This is a genomic window from Bacteroides sp. (assembly GCA_036351255.1).
Lineage (GTDB): Bacteria > Bacteroidota > Bacteroidia > Bacteroidales > UBA7960 > UBA7960.
The window spans coordinates 102,063-119,470 of sequence record JAZBOS010000094.1 but is presented as its reverse complement, the minus strand read 5'-3'; the positions used below and the strand labels follow the sequence as shown (position 1 = coordinate 119,470).

Genomic DNA, 17,408 nt, shown 5'->3' with positions numbered 1-17,408 from the left:
ATTATTCAAAATAAAACAGGGGCTGCAGTTGACTGCAGCCCCTGTTTTTTTATCCCCCAGAAAGAATTTTAGTCTTGACCTGGAACCAGAAATTTATCACCGGTCACTTCAATGATAAGCCGCAGCCACCATTCGGGGTACTGGGGATGTTCCACCTGGGGATAGCGTCCATAGCGATTGGTCAGGAACTCACCGTTTTCCTCACGCTTCAGGTTGCCATCCAGGTGTTTCACCATCAGGAAACGAAACAATTCCTCCCATTTTTGTACCGTGTAATCGGCTGAGTTCACGGAAAACTCCGTCACAAAAGCTTTGGCCATTTCAGGATCTTCCTGATACAATGCTGTTGCGGTTTGGTCAATGGCAGGTACCATTGTAAAGAAGCGATCCTCCAGCTCTTGCTGTACCTTCAGTACGTCGGGTATGATCATGCTGTAACGCAGGTAGGCTAAGTGGGCTACCTTATTAAATACCCAGAAAGCGGCATCGTCAGAATACTCAAGGATATGACCGTTGCCTTCGGCATAGCTGCGGGGGGCCCGTTGCATCCCTGCATACATCGGGACATAGACCGTTGAATTGGCATCATCGACCCCAAACCAAAGGAGGCCTCCTACCGGGTCCGGGTAGTCCCTGCGCAACTGTGCAATATAAGAAAAGGCCGTTTGTTGAGTGGCCGTGGTGCGTTCGTGGAAGTATTGTTTGCCATCCACTTCCCAGGTCATGGGACGCCAGCGATAAGGCAAGCCCCAGGGACCAGCACCAATGTCAACACTCATATCAAAATCGGTTCCATCCAGGTGATCGCGTTTGAAGCTCATCAGGTCTTGCACCGACAGTTTACGCTCCGGCTTGATGTATAGCGGCATGCGTTCGTCCGTATCATATCCCATGGCATAGTCCATATAGGGCTCCATGTCGCTGTTGACTTCCTTGAACATGCTCCACACCCTGGCTTCGCAAAACCTCAGGGCACCAAAATCAAGGGGAGCATAGGTGTCTGAGAAGCTGAAACCGGTATCCGGGCCATCGTAATACCCCTTTCGTCGGGCATAGCTAACCACATCGTGGGCATATACCGTAGATATGCCGGGCTCGTTGATGAGGTGCAGGTTCTTGCTGCTAATAGAGGTCGTAAGATTTTCCCGGTCAAACTGCATGATGCGGGCCTGGTTGGCATGGGCTGATATGTAACCGTCAGGAATGCGGATAGCTACCCACAATGCTCCTTTATCGGCATTGTAATATTCGCCCTTGCTTTGGTCGTACTGCCAATCAGTCCCTTTGCCAACGATCTCCATGATCCAGACTTCATTTGGGTCGGCAATGGAAAAGGATTCACCCCCGCCGTAATAGCCGTATTCCTCAACCAGCTCGGCAATAACCTTTATGGCTTCACGGGCCGTAGCCCCTCGCTGCATGGCCATAAACATCAGGCTGCCATAATCAATACCCCCGGTGGTATCGTTCAGTTCAGGACGTCCCCCAAAGGTGGTCTCCCCAATGGCTACCTGTTTCTCATTCATAAACCCAATCACGGTGTACAGATAAGGCGGGTTGGGAATTTTCGCCAGGGGCTTATGGGTTCCCCGATAATAAGCCTGATAATAGGATTCCTCGGGCTGAGGACCCCCCGGAAGGTAATACAATTCCCCATAGCGGATGTGCGAATCGGCAGCATAGCTGATCATTGATGACCCATCCGCCGAGGCGCCGGGCGTCACCAAGTAACTCGTGCAGGCCAGGACAGCAAGGCTGATCAGGCTGAAAAAGAATACAAACAGGATACGAATGGAATGTTTCATTGCTTTTTATATTGATGATTGATTTTTTCGGGATCGCAAATATAACCAAAAAAAATTCAAGGCTTTATAAATCAGAATGTATTGAAATACTTATGATTATTCAATAAATACAATAAGAACATAATTCACCAACAATAAAAAATTTCTTTAACCAGAGTGTATGTAAACATTTGGCATGATTTATTGTTAAAGTTGCATCAAAAATCACTTGGTTCCTTCATGGCATTCCGCAAGGGCATACACCGAAACATTCTCTGGATCCTTATCCCGATGGTGCTTGCGTTATATTATAACCAGGCAGCCAACTGGCATTTACACGTGCTCAACAATGGGCTGGTGGTCGAGCACGCCCACCCCTACCAGAAAGACCAAATTCCAGGGACCCCCTATCAGCAGCACCAGCATTCCGCGTTCGAATACTTTGCCCTTGCGCAGAAATCCAATCTAGTAACCCTTTTGGTTGTTGTAGCAGCATTGCTGTTTTTTTTCCCTGTAAGGCCCTTTCTGAGGGCCATCTTACCTTCTCCCCCTTACTTTAAGCAGTTTCATGGCTCTCTGAGCCTCCTCAGAGCACCACCCCCCATTCTTTAAAACAAGGGTCATCACCTGACTCGCCCCCCTTTCCCTAATCCAATTTATATTACTGCAAGATCCCCGACAGGGTATTGTTTTTGCAGAGTATGATCATTGAAAGTCAATTATTTGCAGACAGATATGAAAAAAATATTGCTTATCCTTTTCATCCTGAATTTTTGGATAATTCATCCTCAATTTGCCAATCCGGCAGAGTCCCGCCCGGTCACCGATGCCAACTTGTTTGGTCACGTGATCGATACCGAAACGGGCGAACACATCCCCTTCATCAATTTGTTGATTGAGGGCACCCGGATCGGAACCATCACCGACGCCTCAGGGCATTACATGCTGACCAACCTTCCTGTGGGCGAACACGTCCTCATTGTGCAGGGGATGGGTTACGAAACCACCCGGATGCCATTCACCGCCATTGCCCAGCGCACTCTAGAGTTGGACATCGCTGTAAGTTCAACCCACATTGCCCTCGATGAGATTATCATCACGGCATCCCCTACGGCCAGCGGCTTTCGTTACCAACCCGACAAGCGTTTCACGGGCGAAGACCTGCAGCGGCGCAGTGAAGCCAGCTTTGGCGAAATGCTTAACGGCGAATCCGGCATAACCATGCGCAGCATGGGCTCAGCGCCTGCCCGGCCGGTGATCCGCGGCCTCGACGGCGACCGGATCCTGGTGCTGCAGAATGGCGAGCGGATGGGTGACATCTCTGAGACCTCGGCCGACCATTCTATTGCCCTCGACCCCCTGGCAGCAAGCCGGGTTGAAGTCGTCAGGGGACCTGCCAGCCTGCTGTATGGCTCAAGCGCCCTGGGCGGTGTAATCAACCTGATGACCACCGACATCCCTGATGATACCGACCCCGGTACCTCCGGCATCCTCTCCCTTCAGGGTGCCTCCGTAAATACTATGGGGGCGGGATTCGGTCGGATTACCCACAGCCGTGACCCCTGGGCCGCCTCTGCAAGGTTCTCCTACCGCAAATCAGGAAATACAAACACCCCTGCAGGAAGTATTCCCGGTACCTATATGAATAACTACGATGGTTCACTGGGCTTTGGATTCAACAAGGGTCAAAACCTTGGGGGCCTCAGCCTTTCAATGGCCGGCCAGCATTACGGCTTGCCGGGTCATAGCTTTCACCCGGATGAGAAAGTGGAAATTGAAATGCAACGGCAAACCTTGCAGGGCCGCTGGAATTACCAGCGCAATGGTTTTTTTGACAAGGGTCAGATCCGTTTCAATGCTTCCCGCATGCTGCAAGATGAGCTGGAGTTCACGGAATCTGATGGTATCCAGGAGGAAACCATTGGCCTTTCGTTTAAGAAACATACCTTCAGCAGCACGGCGACCATTCAGCATAAGCCTTACAGCCTCTTTGCCCGTGGAGCAATGGGGCTGAGTCTCTACGCCCATCATCTCGACGTCACCGGCTTTGAGGCTTTTACCCCTGGTGAGCGTCGCATGGCCCTGGGGGTTTTCACTTTTCAGGAAATCCCCCTCAGCGACATTTTCCGTCTTCAGGCAGGCATCCGTTTCGACTTCCAGCACACCAGCGCCATCCCCAACGAAGTCTTTACTTCTGCCGAAAACACCCGGAATGCCCTCAACTATTCGGGCTCCATTGGGGTGAACCACCGCCCCCTGCCCGGTTGGGAGATCGGCGGGCAGTTTGCCCGCTCGCACCGCAATCCTAACATACAGGAACTCTTTGCCAATGGGGTACACCTGGGTGCAGGCGTCTTCGAGATCGGAAACACCGCCCTGAAGGATGAGATCGGAAACGGAGGCGATTTCTTCATTCGCTATGCCGGAAACAAGCTGGAAATGGAGCTGGCCACCTTCGTCAACCATTTCTATAACTTCATTATTTTTCAGCCCACTGGTGAAACTGATCCCACGAGCAGCTTTCCGATCTTTGTTTACGAAGGGGATGAAGCCCGCCTGATGGGTGGCGAGCTCTCCCTGGGGTGGAATCCCCTGGAAACCCTGAGGATTGGTCTGGGCCTCGATTATGTGTCGGGGCGCCGCATTGGCAATGGAAAGGAGAACTTGCCTTTCATGCCTCCCCTGCGCTTCAGGGCCGACCTGGAGTATGACCTGGGCTGGGGATGGCTTGGCGGCAAGTTTCTGGCTACTTCGGCCCAAAACAAAATCGCAGCAGAAGAGTTGCCCACCGATGGCTATAGCTTTATTGGACTTTCTGCTGGTATTAGACTCTCGCAGGCTGGCCACCACGTCATCATCCTGCGTGCCGACAACCTCCTGAACACCAGCTATCGCGATCACCTTTCGCGCATGGAAGACCGCAATTATCTTATGCCGGGCAGAAATTTAAATCTGGCCTACCGCTGGTTTTTTTAAACTTTGGCACGGCATTTGATAAAATAAGAAGAGAAACCTTAATATCCCCCTATATATTTCTCTTCATGTTGTTTTGGTTTGTTTGCAAAGCCCGGTTCTACCGGGCTTTTGTATTTTTTGCCATGCCCTGATGATTGTTAATTATCTTTGTAAAAAACACAGCCGATGTCAACCCCCCAAAAGAAGCTTTTCCTGCTCGATGCCATGGCCCTTATCTATCGGGCATATTATGCTTTCAGCAAAAACCCCAGGATTAACTCCAAAGGATTGAACACCTCAGCCATCCTTGGTTTTGCCAACACCCTTACCGAGGTGCTAAAAAAGGAAAACCCTACCCATATCGCCGTGGCTTTTGACTCGAAAGCCCCTACGGTCAGACATACCGACTTTGCCGAATATAAGGCCCAACGTCTGGAGGTACCAGAAGACATCATTGCCTCCCTGCCATATATCCGACAATTGGTGGAAGGCTTCAATATCCCGGTGATTGCCATGGACGGCTATGAAGCTGACGACATCATCGGCACTTTGGCCAAGAAGGCCGAGCGAGAAGGCTTCCAGGTATTTATGATGACGCCTGACAAGGACTTCGGGCAATTGGTTTCAGAAAACATTTTCATGTATAAACCTGCCCGCATGGGCAATGGCGCCGAGATCTGGGGCGTAAAGCAAGTGTGTGAAAGATATGGCATTGAACGGCCTGAACAGGTCATTGACCTGCTGGGGCTCTGGGGCGATGCCTCTGATAACATCCCTGGCGTGCCCGGTATCGGCGAAAAGAAAGCCAAAAACCTGATCCAGGAATTTGATTCCATCGAAAACCTCCTGGAAAACGTCGACCAGGTAAAAGAAAAAAGAAGCCAGGAAAACCTGCGCGCCTATTCCGAACAAGCCATTCTCTCTAAAAAACTCGCCACCATTATTCTGGATGTGCCTGTGGCATTCGACGTGGAAGCCCTGCGCCTGAAAGACCCCAATCCCAAGGCCCTACTCCCCCTCTTCGAAGAACTTGAGTTCCGAACCTTTGCCAAAAGGCTTTTTACGGATACCGAAATGATTCCCGAGGAAAAAGCCCGCCAGGCCGTTGCCCAGACCGGGCAAATGGATCTCTTTGGCGGCACAGGGCTCTTTGATGACGAAGCTTCCGCCGAAGAAAAGCTGGAAAAACTACTTAAAGAAAAGGATTACAAGACCCTGGAGACGGGAAAGCCCCTTGAAGAACTGCTGGCACGAATCCGCAAGGAAAAACATTTCTGCTTTGACACCGAGACTACCGGCCTCGATGTTATCGAAGCCCAGTTAACGGGAATCGCCTTCTGTCTGAAGCCCGGGCAGGCATGGTATTTGCCTTTCCCTGAAGACCAAAAAGAATCGTTGTCACTGGCCAAAACCCTTCGCCCCGTTTTCGAAGACCCAGCCATCGAAAAAACCGGACAAAACCTCAAGTTCGACATTGCCGTACTGCGCAATTACAGCATCCTGACCGAAGGAAAGCTGTTCGACACCATGCTGGCGCATTACCTCCTACAACCCGACATGCGGCACAACATGGACGCGCTGGCGCAGAGTTACCTGGACTATTCCCCGGTAAGCATCGAAGCGCTTATCGGCCGTAAGGGCAAGGGGCAGCTAAGTATGCGTGAGGTCCCCATCGAAAAGGTTACAGCCTATGCCTGCGAAGACGCTGACATTACCCTGCAGCTGCGTGAGGTCTTTGAGCCCATGCTGAAAGAACAAAACCTCCTTGATCTTTTCCATACGGTTGAGACGCCGCTTATTCCCGTCCTGGCCGAGATGGAACGCCACGGAGTAAGCATCAACGAAAAAGCCCTCGACGATTATTCAAAATTGCTGGAAAAACAAATTTCAGACATTGAACAGGAGATATACGAGCTGGCAGGCGTCCGCTTCAATATCGGGTCCCCAAAACAATTGGGCGAGATTCTTTTTGTGAGGCTGAAAGTGTCGGAAAAGGCGAAAAAAACCAAGACCAAACAATACAGCACCTCTGAAGATGTGTTGTCGAAACTGGCCGACAAACACCCCATCATCAACAAGATACTCGATTACCGTTCGCTAACCAAGTTGAAATCGACTTACGTGGATTCCCTGCCCAAACTGGTCAATCCCAAAACCGGTCGCATCCACACCTCTTACAACCAGGCAGTAGCTGCCACGGGCAGGTTGTCATCGAACAACCCCAACCTGCAAAACATTCCCATTCGCACCGAGGAAGGCCGGCTAATCAGGAAAGCCTTTGTGCCGGTCAATAAGGAATTTACTTTACTGGCTGCGGACTACAGCCAAATCGAGCTGCGCATCATCGCTTCCCTCAGCAAGGATGAAGCCATGATGGAGGCGTTTCGACAAAACCTCGACATCCACACCGCCACTGCCGCCAAGGTTTACGAGCTAAGCCTTGATGAGGTGACCCGCGAGATGCGGCGCAATGCCAAGACCGTCAACTTCGGCATCGTATACGGGATTTCAGCTTTCGGGCTGGCCGACAGGCTCAACATCCCCAAGCAGGAAGCTGCCCAGATCATCGACCAGTATTTTGAGAAGTACCCGGGCATCAAACGTTATATGAACGAAACCATTGAATTTGCGCGTACCCACGAATATGTTTCAACCATCATGGGGCGCCGCCGTTACATCAAGGACATCAACAGCGGCAATGCCATGCAGCGGGGTTTTGCCGAACGCAACGCCATCAACGCCCCGGTGCAGGGCTCAGCAGCCGATATGATCAAACTAGCCATGATCGCCATCCACCGCGAAATGAAGGAGAAACAAATGAAGTCGCGCATGCTGATGCAGGTCCATGACGAACTGGTTTTTGAAGTGCAGCTCGACGAGGTGGATGAAATGAAAGCCCTGGTGGAAGACAAGATGAAAAATGCCATGCAACTAGATGTGCCCGTGCTGGTTGAAATGAGCACCGGCAATAATTGGCTCGAAGCCCATTGATCAGGCAGTTTCCTGAGAAGAAAGAATCGGTTCAGAATACACAATCGCCCCTTTAAATATCCAGGGGCGATTTTTTTTCATCTTCACCGGGCTTGGAAGGAAACCCGCATCAGCATTAAAAAAAACACCTCATGAAGGAGCCTTCCCCCTACCAAGGTCGTCCTTTGGTCGTGTCCAGACGAACTAGGCACGACCGTCACACGACCATGGTACGACCATGGTATCGCCATAGTGTATTTTTTAAAAACGAAATGAACTTTTTTTAAAACGAAATTTTTGTGTTTTATGCAGATCAGGTCGCAAAAACAACCTTGGATTCGAGGGACAAAGCTATAAATGTGACAGGTAAGTCGAAAAGCAACAGGTCGAGGAATCCCGCAAAAAAGCCTGAGGGGCACACCAGCATTGCAGAGCGCCCCTCAGGCTTTAAATATTTTTCAGATTCCGGGTTCTTCGTGGAACAGGATTAGCGGGTGGCCCGGTTTAACTTCCTACTGCATTTTTATAATGCTCGAAACGCTCCATGACCTCATAGACGTAATGATAGGTTTCATCGCCACGGGCAAAGCCGAAGCGAACCACATCGTCCTGGTAGTATTTGGGTTTGGATTTGTTGAGGATAAAATAATCCACATTGTCTTTCCAGATGTTGGGATCCTTACCATATTTTTCGGCCAGACGCCTGGCATCGAGCACATGGCCAATGCCTGCATTGTAGGAAGCCAGTACAAACTTCATGCGTTCGTCCTTGTCTTTCACGTGCTCCTTGAGAATGTTGTCGAGCCAGCGCAGATAACGGACTCCGGCCAGAATATGTTCGGGAACGCTGGAGGTGGAATCGACCTCCATGGTTGCGGCCGTGGTGGGCATCAGTTGCATGATGCCCATGGCCCCTGCCCATGAAACGGCATCGTGGTTAAAGCGCGACTCCTGATAAGCCAGGGAGGCGATCAGGCGCCAGTCCCAACCCACTATATCGGCATATTGCTTGAAATAAGGATCGAACACCGAGATGTTGCCCCCGCCCAGGGAGTTATAGTTACTTTTGGCGATGTAGACGCTGCGCGGGTTGTTGTAGTATTTGTTGTACATGCTGGCAAACTGTCCTGTGCCTTTAAAATTACGCATCCATTCATTGATGGCCTCACGAAGCTGGGGCATATCCTTGCGCACAGCCCAGGAGAGATTTTGGGGGAAACTCAGGGGGGTACGTGCATCGATGCCGGCATAATAATTCTGGTTGATGCGTCCAATTTGTTCGTCGCTGACGGTATAATCGATCTCACCAGTGGCAACCATCTCGATGAGGACCTCCTCTTCCTTGTCCACTTCAACAATATAAATGCTGTCGCCGATCTCCTCCATGAGGTTTCGCAGACGGTCGACAAAAGCGGAGTTGCGCTGCACGTGAATGGTTTTCCCGGCAAGGTCAAGCTGGTTGCGTATCATGCGATCTTCGATGGCTGAAGAAGACAGACCCAGCCAATTGGCTGGCTTACGCTGAATAAGCACCTGACGCGACTGACCGTGGGGTTCAGTAAAACTGACCAGCTCGCTTCGGGATTTGGTCACGGTCAGGTCGAGGGCTATCACATCGCATTCGCCTTCCGTAAGAAGGCAATTAAGATTTTCTTCGAGGTGGTTGGTGGCATAAACCTCGAGTTCGACACCTATATGGGCTGCAAAAAGTTGTAATAATTCAAGGTGAAAGCCCATAGGTTCGCCACGGTATACAAAGTAGTTGGTCGAGTTATAATTCGTGGTGGCCCGCAACACACCCCGTTCAAGGATTTGAGGCAGGTCTATGGTGTCCTCGGTTTCGATTGCCGACAACTGATCATTGGAACGTAGTCCCCGGATAACAAAGAATACCGAAATGATCAGGAGGGAAAGGGCAACGAATAAGAGGATCTGTTTTCGTTGTTTAAGCATTTAAAAAAATTTCGTTGCTACTAAAAAGCCGACAAAGGTACAAAAAAAACCAATACCAACAAGTTTAAATCTGTTATGCACAGATACAATAGATAAAGTTAGATTTAAATCCGTTTAAAAGTGTTTTTTTCATAACTGTTTTATTAACAACTTTGATTGATTTATTGTTCAATATCATCGAATGTCCATAAAAAACGGTCATTTTAGGACCTGGGACCTGTTAAAAAGTTTTTTCTTTCTTAAGTTGCAATGGATGTTAACAAATACCGGGCCATAATTTTTTGGGGCCGGGTTGGGGGTTTGAAAAAAATCGCGTAGGTTTGGGTTTGCTAAATTTTGAAAGGAAAAGGAATGTTTTTTAAGGATGTGGTTGGGCAGGAATCGATGAAGAAGCAGCTGATTGCCAATGTGAACAAAAACCGGATCAGCCATGCACAGTTATTTCTGGGTCCGGAAGGTTCGGGCAAGATGGCGCTTGCACTGGCCTATGCGCGTTATATCCAATGCCGGAACCGTGGCCCTGAGGACGCTTGTGGCACCTGCCCCTCGTGTCTGAAATTCAGCAAGCTGGAGCATCCTGATATTCATTTTTATTTTCCGACTGCCAAGGTCAAAGGCATGGAATCGGACGACAGCCCTGAAAAGAAACCCAGGAGCAAGTTGTTTTACAAACTGTGGCGCGAGATGCTGGTTGAAACGCCTTATGTGCGTTACTTCGACTGGCTGGAGAAACTGGGCATACAGAACCAGCAGGCAGTCATTTATGCCGATGACTGCAATGACATCATCAAGGACCTGTCCCTTAAGGCATACGAAAGCCCCTATAAGATCGTGCTTATCTGGATGATCGAGAAGTTGCAATACCAGGCGGCACCCAAGCTGCTCAAAACCCTGGAAGAGCCCCCGGATGGCACCTTGTTTTTGCTGATCGCGGAGGATAAGGATGACATTCTGAAGACGATCCTTTCACGGGCCCAGATGGTAAAGATTCCTCTGATACCCGATCCGTCCATCGAACAATATTTGGTAAAGCATTACGAATGCACGGTTGAGCGGGCAAGGCACATTGCCTTCCTGGCGGGGGGAAGCTTTGCCAGGGCCTTGCGGGTGCTGGAAAGTAACAATGAGCCCCAGGCCGATTTTGTGGTCTTTCGCGACTGGATGCGACTTTGTTTCAGGAGAGACGTCAACGGGATCCTGAAATGGGTGGACAAATTTTCGGGGGCAGGGCGCGAACGGCAAAAAGCTACCCTGCAATATGGGCTGACGGTATTCAGGCAGTGTTTGCTGGAGAATTATCATGCCGGAGACACCTTGCGTCTCGAGGGAGAGGAGCGTGAATTCATCAGTAAGTTCGCTCCCTTTGTGAATCACCGGAACGCCCTGGAGATCATAGAGGCCTTCAATGAGGCTATTTTTCACGTAGAACGCAACGCAAACCCCAAGATTCTGCTGACCGACCTTTCATTCAAACTGGCGCGCCTGTTCAAAATGGCCAAATAAGATTATTTGCTAACTTTGTGAGGTTCTAACCATAAATTGTTTTGGATACTTTTGACCAACAGGACTTTTTGTCACGTGGTTGCCGGTGCGCTCCGCAGCCGCACACCCGGCAGACACAAGTGGCCTCGCATGCCTGCACAAAACTGGATTCGCAGGATTGGCTGAAGGACATCAAGCCTCCCGATATTTTCCCCCGATTTGACATCGTGGAAGTCCGCTTCAAAAATGGGCGTAAGGACTTTTTCCGCTGTACGGCCGATATGGAGCTGGAGACCGGTGACATTGTTGCCGTAGAGGCCTCTCCGGGTCATGACATAGGCATTGTTTCGCTGAGCGGACAGGTAGTGAAGCTTCAGATGAGAAGTAAAAAGGTGAAGCCCGACAACCCTGACCTGCGCAAGGTATACAGGAAAGCCAAGGTGTCGGATGTAGAGAAATGGGTGGCTGCGGTTAAGCTTGAGGATGAGACCATGTTTCGTTCGCGTGAGATGGCTTCGCACCTGAAGCTTGAGATGAAGATCAGCGATGTGGAATACCAGGGCGACCGCACCAAGGCCATTTTTTATTATACTGCCGACGAGCGCGTGGATTTCCGCGAGCTCATAAAAGTGCTGGCAGAGGCTTTCGGGGTTCGCATCGAAATGCGTCAGATCGGGATGCGTCAGGAAGCCAGCCGTCTGGGCGGTATTGGTTCGTGCGGGCGCGAGTTGTGCTGCGCCACATGGCTAACGGGTTTTCAATCGGTTTCGACCAATGCTGCACGCACGCAACAGCTTTCGCTTAACCCGCAAAAATTGGCCGGGCAGTGCGGCAAGCTTAAATGCTGCATCAATTACGAAAACGACTGTTACCTGGACTACCAAAAAGCCCTTCCTGAAAATGCCCAGGAGCTGATGACCAAAAAAGGCAAGGCCTACCTGCAGAAAACTGACATCCTTCGGGGGCTTATGGGTTATGCTTATGCCGACTGTCCGGGCAATATCATCATGCTTACCGCCGACCGGGTTCGCGAGATCCGCGATGCCAACATCCGCAATATCCGGCCCGAAGATCTGTTGGATGATAACCAAGGAGGTGGAAAATTGAACGGGAGCCAGGAAAAGCCCCCCTATGAAATGAAAAACAATCTGGAAGACAGTCTGACGCGCTTCGACCAGCCCACGAAGAGCCGGAAGAAAAAGAAAAGAAAACGTCCGGGAAAAAACAACCCCCAGCCCTGAAAGTTACTGGAGGACAAGTGATATAACCCAAAGACATGCCAAGAACTGACAAATATCTGATTTTCTTGCTGCTGGCCATCGCCGGGCTGCTGACCTCGTGCGACCGATCGGTGGTTTTTGAAGGGCACAAGGCCCTGCCAGCTTCGGGATGGCCCTACACTGAAAAGGTACATTTTGAAGCCCTTATTGAAGACACGACCAGTCTCCACAACATGTATGTCGATGTAAGGAACACAACGGATTATGGTTACAGCAACCTTTACCTGTTTCTCGATATTGAATTTCCTGACGGCACGCTGCTACGCGACACCCTGGAGTGCACCCTTGCGGAGAAGAGTGGGGAGTGGACCGGCAAGGGCTTTGGCAAAATCCGCTCTAATCGTTTCCTGTTTCGTACGGATGTTTGGTTTCCCGGGGCCGGCAAGTATTTCTTCGGCGTGGAACAAGCTATGCGCACCGATAAACTGGAGGGCATTGCAGATATTGGCCTGCGCATTGAAAGAAAATAAGCATCCTTTTTGGCCGTTCAATCAATAAATATCTATGCGGAAATGAATAAAAAGCGCCTTTCGGGAAAGCAAAAATACCTGCGGAATTTCTGGCTGATTGTCCTTTCGCCATTTGCCTTGCTTTTGCTGCTCATCCTGACCATTTCGATCGGCTTGTGGGGTTTCATGCCCACCTTTGAAGAGCTGGAGAATCCGCGCAGCAACCTGGCCAGTGAGATCTATTCAGCAGACGGGGAACTGCTGGGGACTTTTTATATTCACAACCGTCAGAATGTAAAGTATGAGGAGATCACCCCCAACATGGTGCACGCCTTGCTGGCCACAGAAGACATACGGTTTCATCACCACTCAGGCGTGGATGTCAGGAGTATTTTTCGGGTCATTATCCGCAACATCCTGGGGGGGCAACGCAGTGCCGGGGGAGGCAGCACCCTGAGCCAGCAACTTGCCAAAAACCTTTTCCCCCGCGGAGAAAACCCCTCGATCTTTTCCTTGGGAATCACCAAATTAAAGGAATGGGTAACGGCCGCCAAGCTCGAGCGCAACTACACCAAGGAAGAGATCATTGCCATGTATCTCAACACGGTGGATTTTGGCAGTCACGCCTTTGGGATCAAGTCGGCAGCAAAGACTTATTTTAACACATCGCCCGATTCGCTGAAGGTGGAGGAGGCAGCCATGCTGGTGGGGATGCTGAAGGCGCCCTCGTGGTTTCATCCGGTGCGTAACCCCGACCGGGCAATTCAGCGGCGTCAGGTGGTGTTGAGTCAAATGGCACGTTACAGCTACCTTAGTCCTGCTGCCTATGACTCGATCCGCCAGATCCCGCTCGACATGTCGCAATACCAGGTTCAGGACCAGAACACTGGCCTGGCCACCTATTTCAGGGAATATTTACGCATGGAACTGAATGAATGGAGCACAACCCGCCTGAAGCCTGACGGGAGCCACTATAACATATACAAGGATGGCCTGAAGATTTACACAACCCTGGACTCGCGTATGCAACGCTATGCTGAGGAAGCAGTAGCCGAGCATATGGGCAAGGATATTCAGCCTGCATTTTTTAAACATTGGGAAGGATATAACAACGCGCCCTTTGGACGTGACCTGACCCAGTCGCAGATCAATACGAATATTGAAAACAGCATCCGGCGGAGCGACCGCTTCATCAACATGCGACGACAGGGCATCCCAGAAGATTCCATCCGGGCTTCATTCAATATACCCGTGCCCATGACGGTCTTTTCGTGGGACGGGGAGATCGACACGCTGATGACACCCCTGGATTCAATTTGGTATTACAAGCATTTCCTCAACACCGGCCTGATGGCCGTTGAACCTCAGACCGGTTATGTAAAGGCTTATGTAGGGGGTATCAATTTCCTGCATTTCAAGTACGACCATGTCACGGCCAGCCGCCGGCAGGTGGGATCAACCTTCAAGCCCTTCCTATATACCCTGGCCATGCAGGAGGGAGAATTCAGCCCCTGCACCAAGGTTCCTAACACCCCTGTTACCTTCGATACGCCTCAGGGTCCCTGGACCCCAAAGAACAGTTCTGATGACCGGGAAGGGGAAATGGTTACCCTGAAGTGGGCACTGGCTAATTCAGTAAACTATGTTTCGGCTTTCCTGATGAAGAAATATTCGCCGCTAGCGGTAATCAACCTGGTCAGACGGATGGGTATCACCGGCCCCATCGACCCGGTACCGGCTTTGGCCCTGGGTACGCCTGATATTTCTGTCAGTGAAATGGTTGGAGCTTTCAGCACTTTTGCCAACAAAGGTGTATTTATTGAGCCGACTTTCATTACTCATATTGAAGACAAGAATGGTAACTTGATTGAGGCTTTCATGCCCCGACAGGAAGAGGCCATGAGCGAAGAAACAGCCTACCTGATGCTGGAGTTGATGAAAGGGGTGGTAGAAAGCGGAACAGGGATGCGGTTACGATTCCGGTATGGCTTTGATAATCCCATTGCAGGGAAAACAGGGACTACGCAAAATCAGTCGGATGGCTGGTTTATGGGTGTTACGCCACAGTTAGCAACAGGGGTTTGGGTAGGTGCCGAAGATCGTGGCATTCGGTTCCGCAGCATTACGCTGGGGCAGGGTGCCAATACGTCGTTGCCCATTTGGGCTTTGTTTATGCAGCGTGTGTATGCCGACGAAACCATCGGATTAAGCAAGGAGGATTTCGAAAAGCCGAGCAGACCCCTTTCGGTAGAAACCGATTGCAACAAATACGAACAATCGGAGAATCCTCGCGATGTATTCCAGCGTGATATTTTCTGAGGGGAGAAACCCTGAAAACCTTCTAAATGATCATTCCGGCGCCAATGGTTTCATTGGTGCCCTCATCGATCAGGATCACGCTTCCAGTGAAGCGGTTAATCTGGTATTTATCAAAGAATAGGGGGACGGTAGTCCGCACGGAGATACGGGCAATGTCATTCATGCCCACCTCTTTATCATCCTGGATGCGGTGAAGTGTGTTCACGTCCACCTTATAAAGAATGTTTTTAATAATGCACCGGGCTTCGCGGGTGGTGTGCCTGATGGCGTATTTCCCAGTAGGGTTAAGCTTCACCGGGTTCATCCAGCAGATCATCATATCGATATCCTGGGAGACCTCCGGGACATTGTTAACCCTGACGAGCATATCGCCCCGGCTGATATCGAGCTCATCTTCGAGGCGGATGGTTACCGACATGGGGGTAAAAGCCTCCTGAACAGGACCTTCCGGTCCATCGATGGCTTTAATGCGGGAGGTAAATCCAGAAGGCAGCACCATGACCTGATCACCAGGCTTGAAGATTCCACCGGCGACCCGGCCGGCATAACCGCGATAATCATGGTATTCATCGCTTTGAGGGCGAATGACGTATTGAACGGGGAAGCGGCAATCGACCAGGTTAAGGTCGCTACCGATATGGATGGATTCGAGGAGATACATCAGGGTGGGGCCACCATACCAGGACATATTTTGTGATTTATCGACCACGTTGTCGCCTTTGAGCGCACTGATGGGAATGAACTGGATGTCCTGCACCTTCAGTTTGGAAGCAAAGGCCTGAAACTCCTTCTTAATGCTTTCAAACACTTGCCTGTCGTAATCCATAAGGTCCATTTTGTTGACACAGATCACCAGGTGGGGAATGCCCAGCAGGGAGGCAATAAAAGCATGGCGTTTGGTTTGCTCGACGACGCCTTTGCGAGCATCCACGAGAATGACAGCCAGGTTGGCTGTGGAGGCGCCCGTGACCATATTGCGGGTATACTGAATATGTCCAGGGGTATCGGCAATAATGAACTTTCGTTTTGGAGTGGCAAAATAGCGGTATGCCACGTCGATAGTGATGCCTTGTTCGCGTTCAGCTCGCAGGCCGTCGGTTAGCAACGCCAAGTTCACCCCTTCTTCGCCACGTCGCTCACTGCTAAGCTTAATGGCCTCATACTGGTCTTCGAAGATAGACTTACTGTCGTAAAGCAAACGCCCGATCAGGGTGCTCTTCCCGTCATCCACACTTCCTGCGGTGGTAAACCGCAGCAATTCCATATCAAGATATCCTTTACCTGAAACGTTTTCCATCACAGCAATTTTTAAAAATAACCTTCCTTCTTACGATCTTCCATGGCTGTTTCGCTGCGTTTATCATCAGCGCGTGAACCCCTTTCGGTTTGCCTGGCGGCTGCTACTTCCTGAATGATCTCTTCAAGGGTACTGGCAGGCGACACCGTTGCACCGGTGCAACTCATATCGCCGATGGTGCGGAAGCGAATACGCATCTTTTCCCATTTTTCGCCCTCCATCAATTGCACATATTCGCTGCGGGCCAACAGGGTGCCTTTGCGGTCGACACATTCTCTGTCGTGGGAGAAATAAAGGGATGGCATTTCAATATCCTCGAGCAGCACGTATTGCCATACGTCCATTTCGGTCCAGTTGCTCAGGGGAAAGACTCTGAAATGTTCACCCATTTTCTTACGGCTATTGAAGAGATTCCAAAGTTCAGGACGCTGGTTTTTGGGGTCCCATTGTCCAAAATCATCGCGATGGGAAAAGAAGCGTTCTTTGGCTCGGGCTTTTTCCTCATCGCGCCGTCCACCTCCCATCAGGGCGTCGAAGCCATGCTCTTCAATGGTGTCAAGCAAAGTGACAGTCTGCAAAATATTGCGGCTGGCCTGAGGCCCGGTTTCCTCCACTGCACGACCCTGGTCGATGGAATCCTGGACATAGCCCACCACGAGGCGGACGCCCAGTTTCTCGACCAGCTTATCCCGGTATTCGAGGGTTTCGGGGAAATTGTGCCCGGTATCGATGTGAAACAGGGGGAATGGTATCCTAGCAGGATGAAAGGCCTTAACGGCAATATGCAACATTACGATGGAATCCTTGCCACCAGAGAAAAGCAGGGCGGGTTTCTCAAACTGTGCGGCCACCTCGCGGATAATAAACATTGATTCGGCTTCCAGCTCGCGAAGGTGATTCAGGTTGTATGACTGCATTG

The 17,408-nt window shown here is 50.6% G+C and carries 11 protein-coding genes; 7 read left to right on the top strand and 4 right to left on the bottom strand.

Going from position 1 to position 17,408, the window contains the following annotated elements; all coding sequences use genetic code 11:
• Window positions 1–68: 68 nt before the first annotated feature.
• Window positions 69–1,805: a C69 family dipeptidase gene (locus tag V2I46_09575; protein MEE4177747.1), complete on the bottom strand. Its 1,737-nt coding sequence runs from the start codon at window positions 1,803–1,805 to the stop codon at window positions 69–71.
• A gap of 219 nt (window positions 1,806–2,024) precedes the next feature.
• Here V2I46_09575 and V2I46_09570 point away from each other — a divergent pair, with 219 nt between their 5' ends.
• The 3 genes from V2I46_09570 to polA all read left to right on the top strand — a co-directional run bounded on the left by V2I46_09570 (window position 2,025) and on the right by polA (window position 7,730).
• Entirely contained in the window at window positions 2,025–2,396 is a 372-nt protein-coding gene (locus V2I46_09570) for a hypothetical protein (GenBank protein MEE4177746.1), read from the top strand.
• A 123-nt stretch (window positions 2,397–2,519) separates the two neighbouring features.
• Complete coding sequence (locus V2I46_09565; GenBank protein ID MEE4177745.1) at window positions 2,520–4,760, top strand: TonB-dependent receptor; 2,241 nt, start codon at window positions 2,520–2,522, stop codon at window positions 4,758–4,760.
• A 165-nt stretch (window positions 4,761–4,925) separates the two neighbouring features.
• Window positions 4,926–7,730 carry a DNA polymerase I gene (gene polA / locus V2I46_09560; GenBank protein ID MEE4177744.1) on the top strand — a complete coding sequence of 935 codons (2,805 nt, stop codon included), beginning with the start codon at window positions 4,926–4,928 and terminating at the stop codon, window positions 7,728–7,730.
• A 483-nt stretch (window positions 7,731–8,213) separates the two neighbouring features.
• On the opposite strand, the gene V2I46_09555 is transcribed toward polA, so the two are convergent.
• Window positions 8,214–9,662: a transporter substrate-binding domain-containing protein gene (locus V2I46_09555; GenBank protein ID MEE4177743.1), complete on the bottom strand. Its 1,449-nt coding sequence runs from the start codon at window positions 9,660–9,662 to the stop codon at window positions 8,214–8,216.
• Between the two features lie 336 nt (window positions 9,663–9,998).
• Between V2I46_09555 and V2I46_09550 the strand changes: the two genes are divergently transcribed.
• Genes V2I46_09550 through V2I46_09535 form a run of 4 tightly spaced genes read left to right on the top strand, consistent with a single transcriptional unit; the run spans window position 9,999 to window position 15,192 of the window.
• The gene (locus tag V2I46_09550; GenBank protein ID MEE4177742.1) at window positions 9,999–11,165 is read left to right on the top strand and encodes a DNA polymerase III subunit delta; all 1,167 of its coding nucleotides are present in this window, start codon (window positions 9,999–10,001) and stop codon (window positions 11,163–11,165) included.
• 41 nt (window positions 11,166–11,206) lie between these two features.
• On the top strand, window positions 11,207–12,385 hold the full coding sequence (gene ricT / locus V2I46_09545; protein ID MEE4177741.1) for a regulatory iron-sulfur-containing complex subunit RicT: 1,179 nt from the start codon (window positions 11,207–11,209) through the stop codon (window positions 12,383–12,385).
• A gap of 35 nt (window positions 12,386–12,420) precedes the next feature.
• A complete protein-coding gene (locus tag V2I46_09540) occupies window positions 12,421–12,894 on the top strand; it encodes a gliding motility lipoprotein GldH (protein ID MEE4177740.1) in 474 nt (157 codons plus the stop codon).
• Between the two features lie 42 nt (window positions 12,895–12,936).
• Window positions 12,937–15,192: a transglycosylase domain-containing protein gene (locus V2I46_09535; protein ID MEE4177739.1), complete on the top strand. Its 2,256-nt coding sequence runs from the start codon at window positions 12,937–12,939 to the stop codon at window positions 15,190–15,192.
• 22 nt (window positions 15,193–15,214) lie between these two features.
• Here V2I46_09535 and cysN read toward each other — a convergent pair whose 3' ends face one another.
• Together cysN and cysD are read right to left on the bottom strand one after the other, a co-directional pair.
• Entirely contained in the window at window positions 15,215–16,489 is a 1,275-nt protein-coding gene (gene cysN / locus V2I46_09530; protein ID MEE4177738.1) for a sulfate adenylyltransferase subunit CysN, read from the bottom strand.
• An 11-nt stretch (window positions 16,490–16,500) separates the two neighbouring features.
• Entirely contained in the window at window positions 16,501–17,406 is a 906-nt protein-coding gene (gene cysD / locus V2I46_09525; protein ID MEE4177737.1) for a sulfate adenylyltransferase subunit CysD, read from the bottom strand.
• Between the last annotated feature and the right edge of the window lie 2 nt (window positions 17,407–17,408).

What these genes read in the sequence shown, in the direction of transcription:
- cysD (MEE4177737.1), bottom strand. Translation starts at nt 17,406, where the DNA reads ATGCAGTCATACAACCTGAATCACCTTCGCGAGCTGGAAGCCGAATCA.
- V2I46_09565 (MEE4177745.1), top strand. Translation starts at nt 2,520, where the DNA reads ATGAAAAAAATATTGCTTATCCTTTTCATCCTGAATTTTTGGATAATT.
- polA (MEE4177744.1), top strand. Translation starts at nt 4,926, where the DNA reads ATGTCAACCCCCCAAAAGAAGCTTTTCCTGCTCGATGCCATGGCCCTT.
- V2I46_09570 (MEE4177746.1), top strand. Translation starts at nt 2,025, where the DNA reads ATGGCATTCCGCAAGGGCATACACCGAAACATTCTCTGGATCCTTATC.
- V2I46_09575 (MEE4177747.1), bottom strand. Translation starts at nt 1,805, where the DNA reads ATGAAACATTCCATTCGTATCCTGTTTGTATTCTTTTTCAGCCTGATC.
- V2I46_09555 (MEE4177743.1), bottom strand. Translation starts at nt 9,662, where the DNA reads ATGCTTAAACAACGAAAACAGATCCTCTTATTCGTTGCCCTTTCCCTC.
- V2I46_09535 (MEE4177739.1), top strand. Translation starts at nt 12,937, where the DNA reads ATGAATAAAAAGCGCCTTTCGGGAAAGCAAAAATACCTGCGGAATTTC.
- cysN (MEE4177738.1), bottom strand. Translation starts at nt 16,489, where the DNA reads ATGGAAAACGTTTCAGGTAAAGGATATCTTGATATGGAATTGCTGCGG.
- V2I46_09540 (MEE4177740.1), top strand. Translation starts at nt 12,421, where the DNA reads ATGCCAAGAACTGACAAATATCTGATTTTCTTGCTGCTGGCCATCGCC.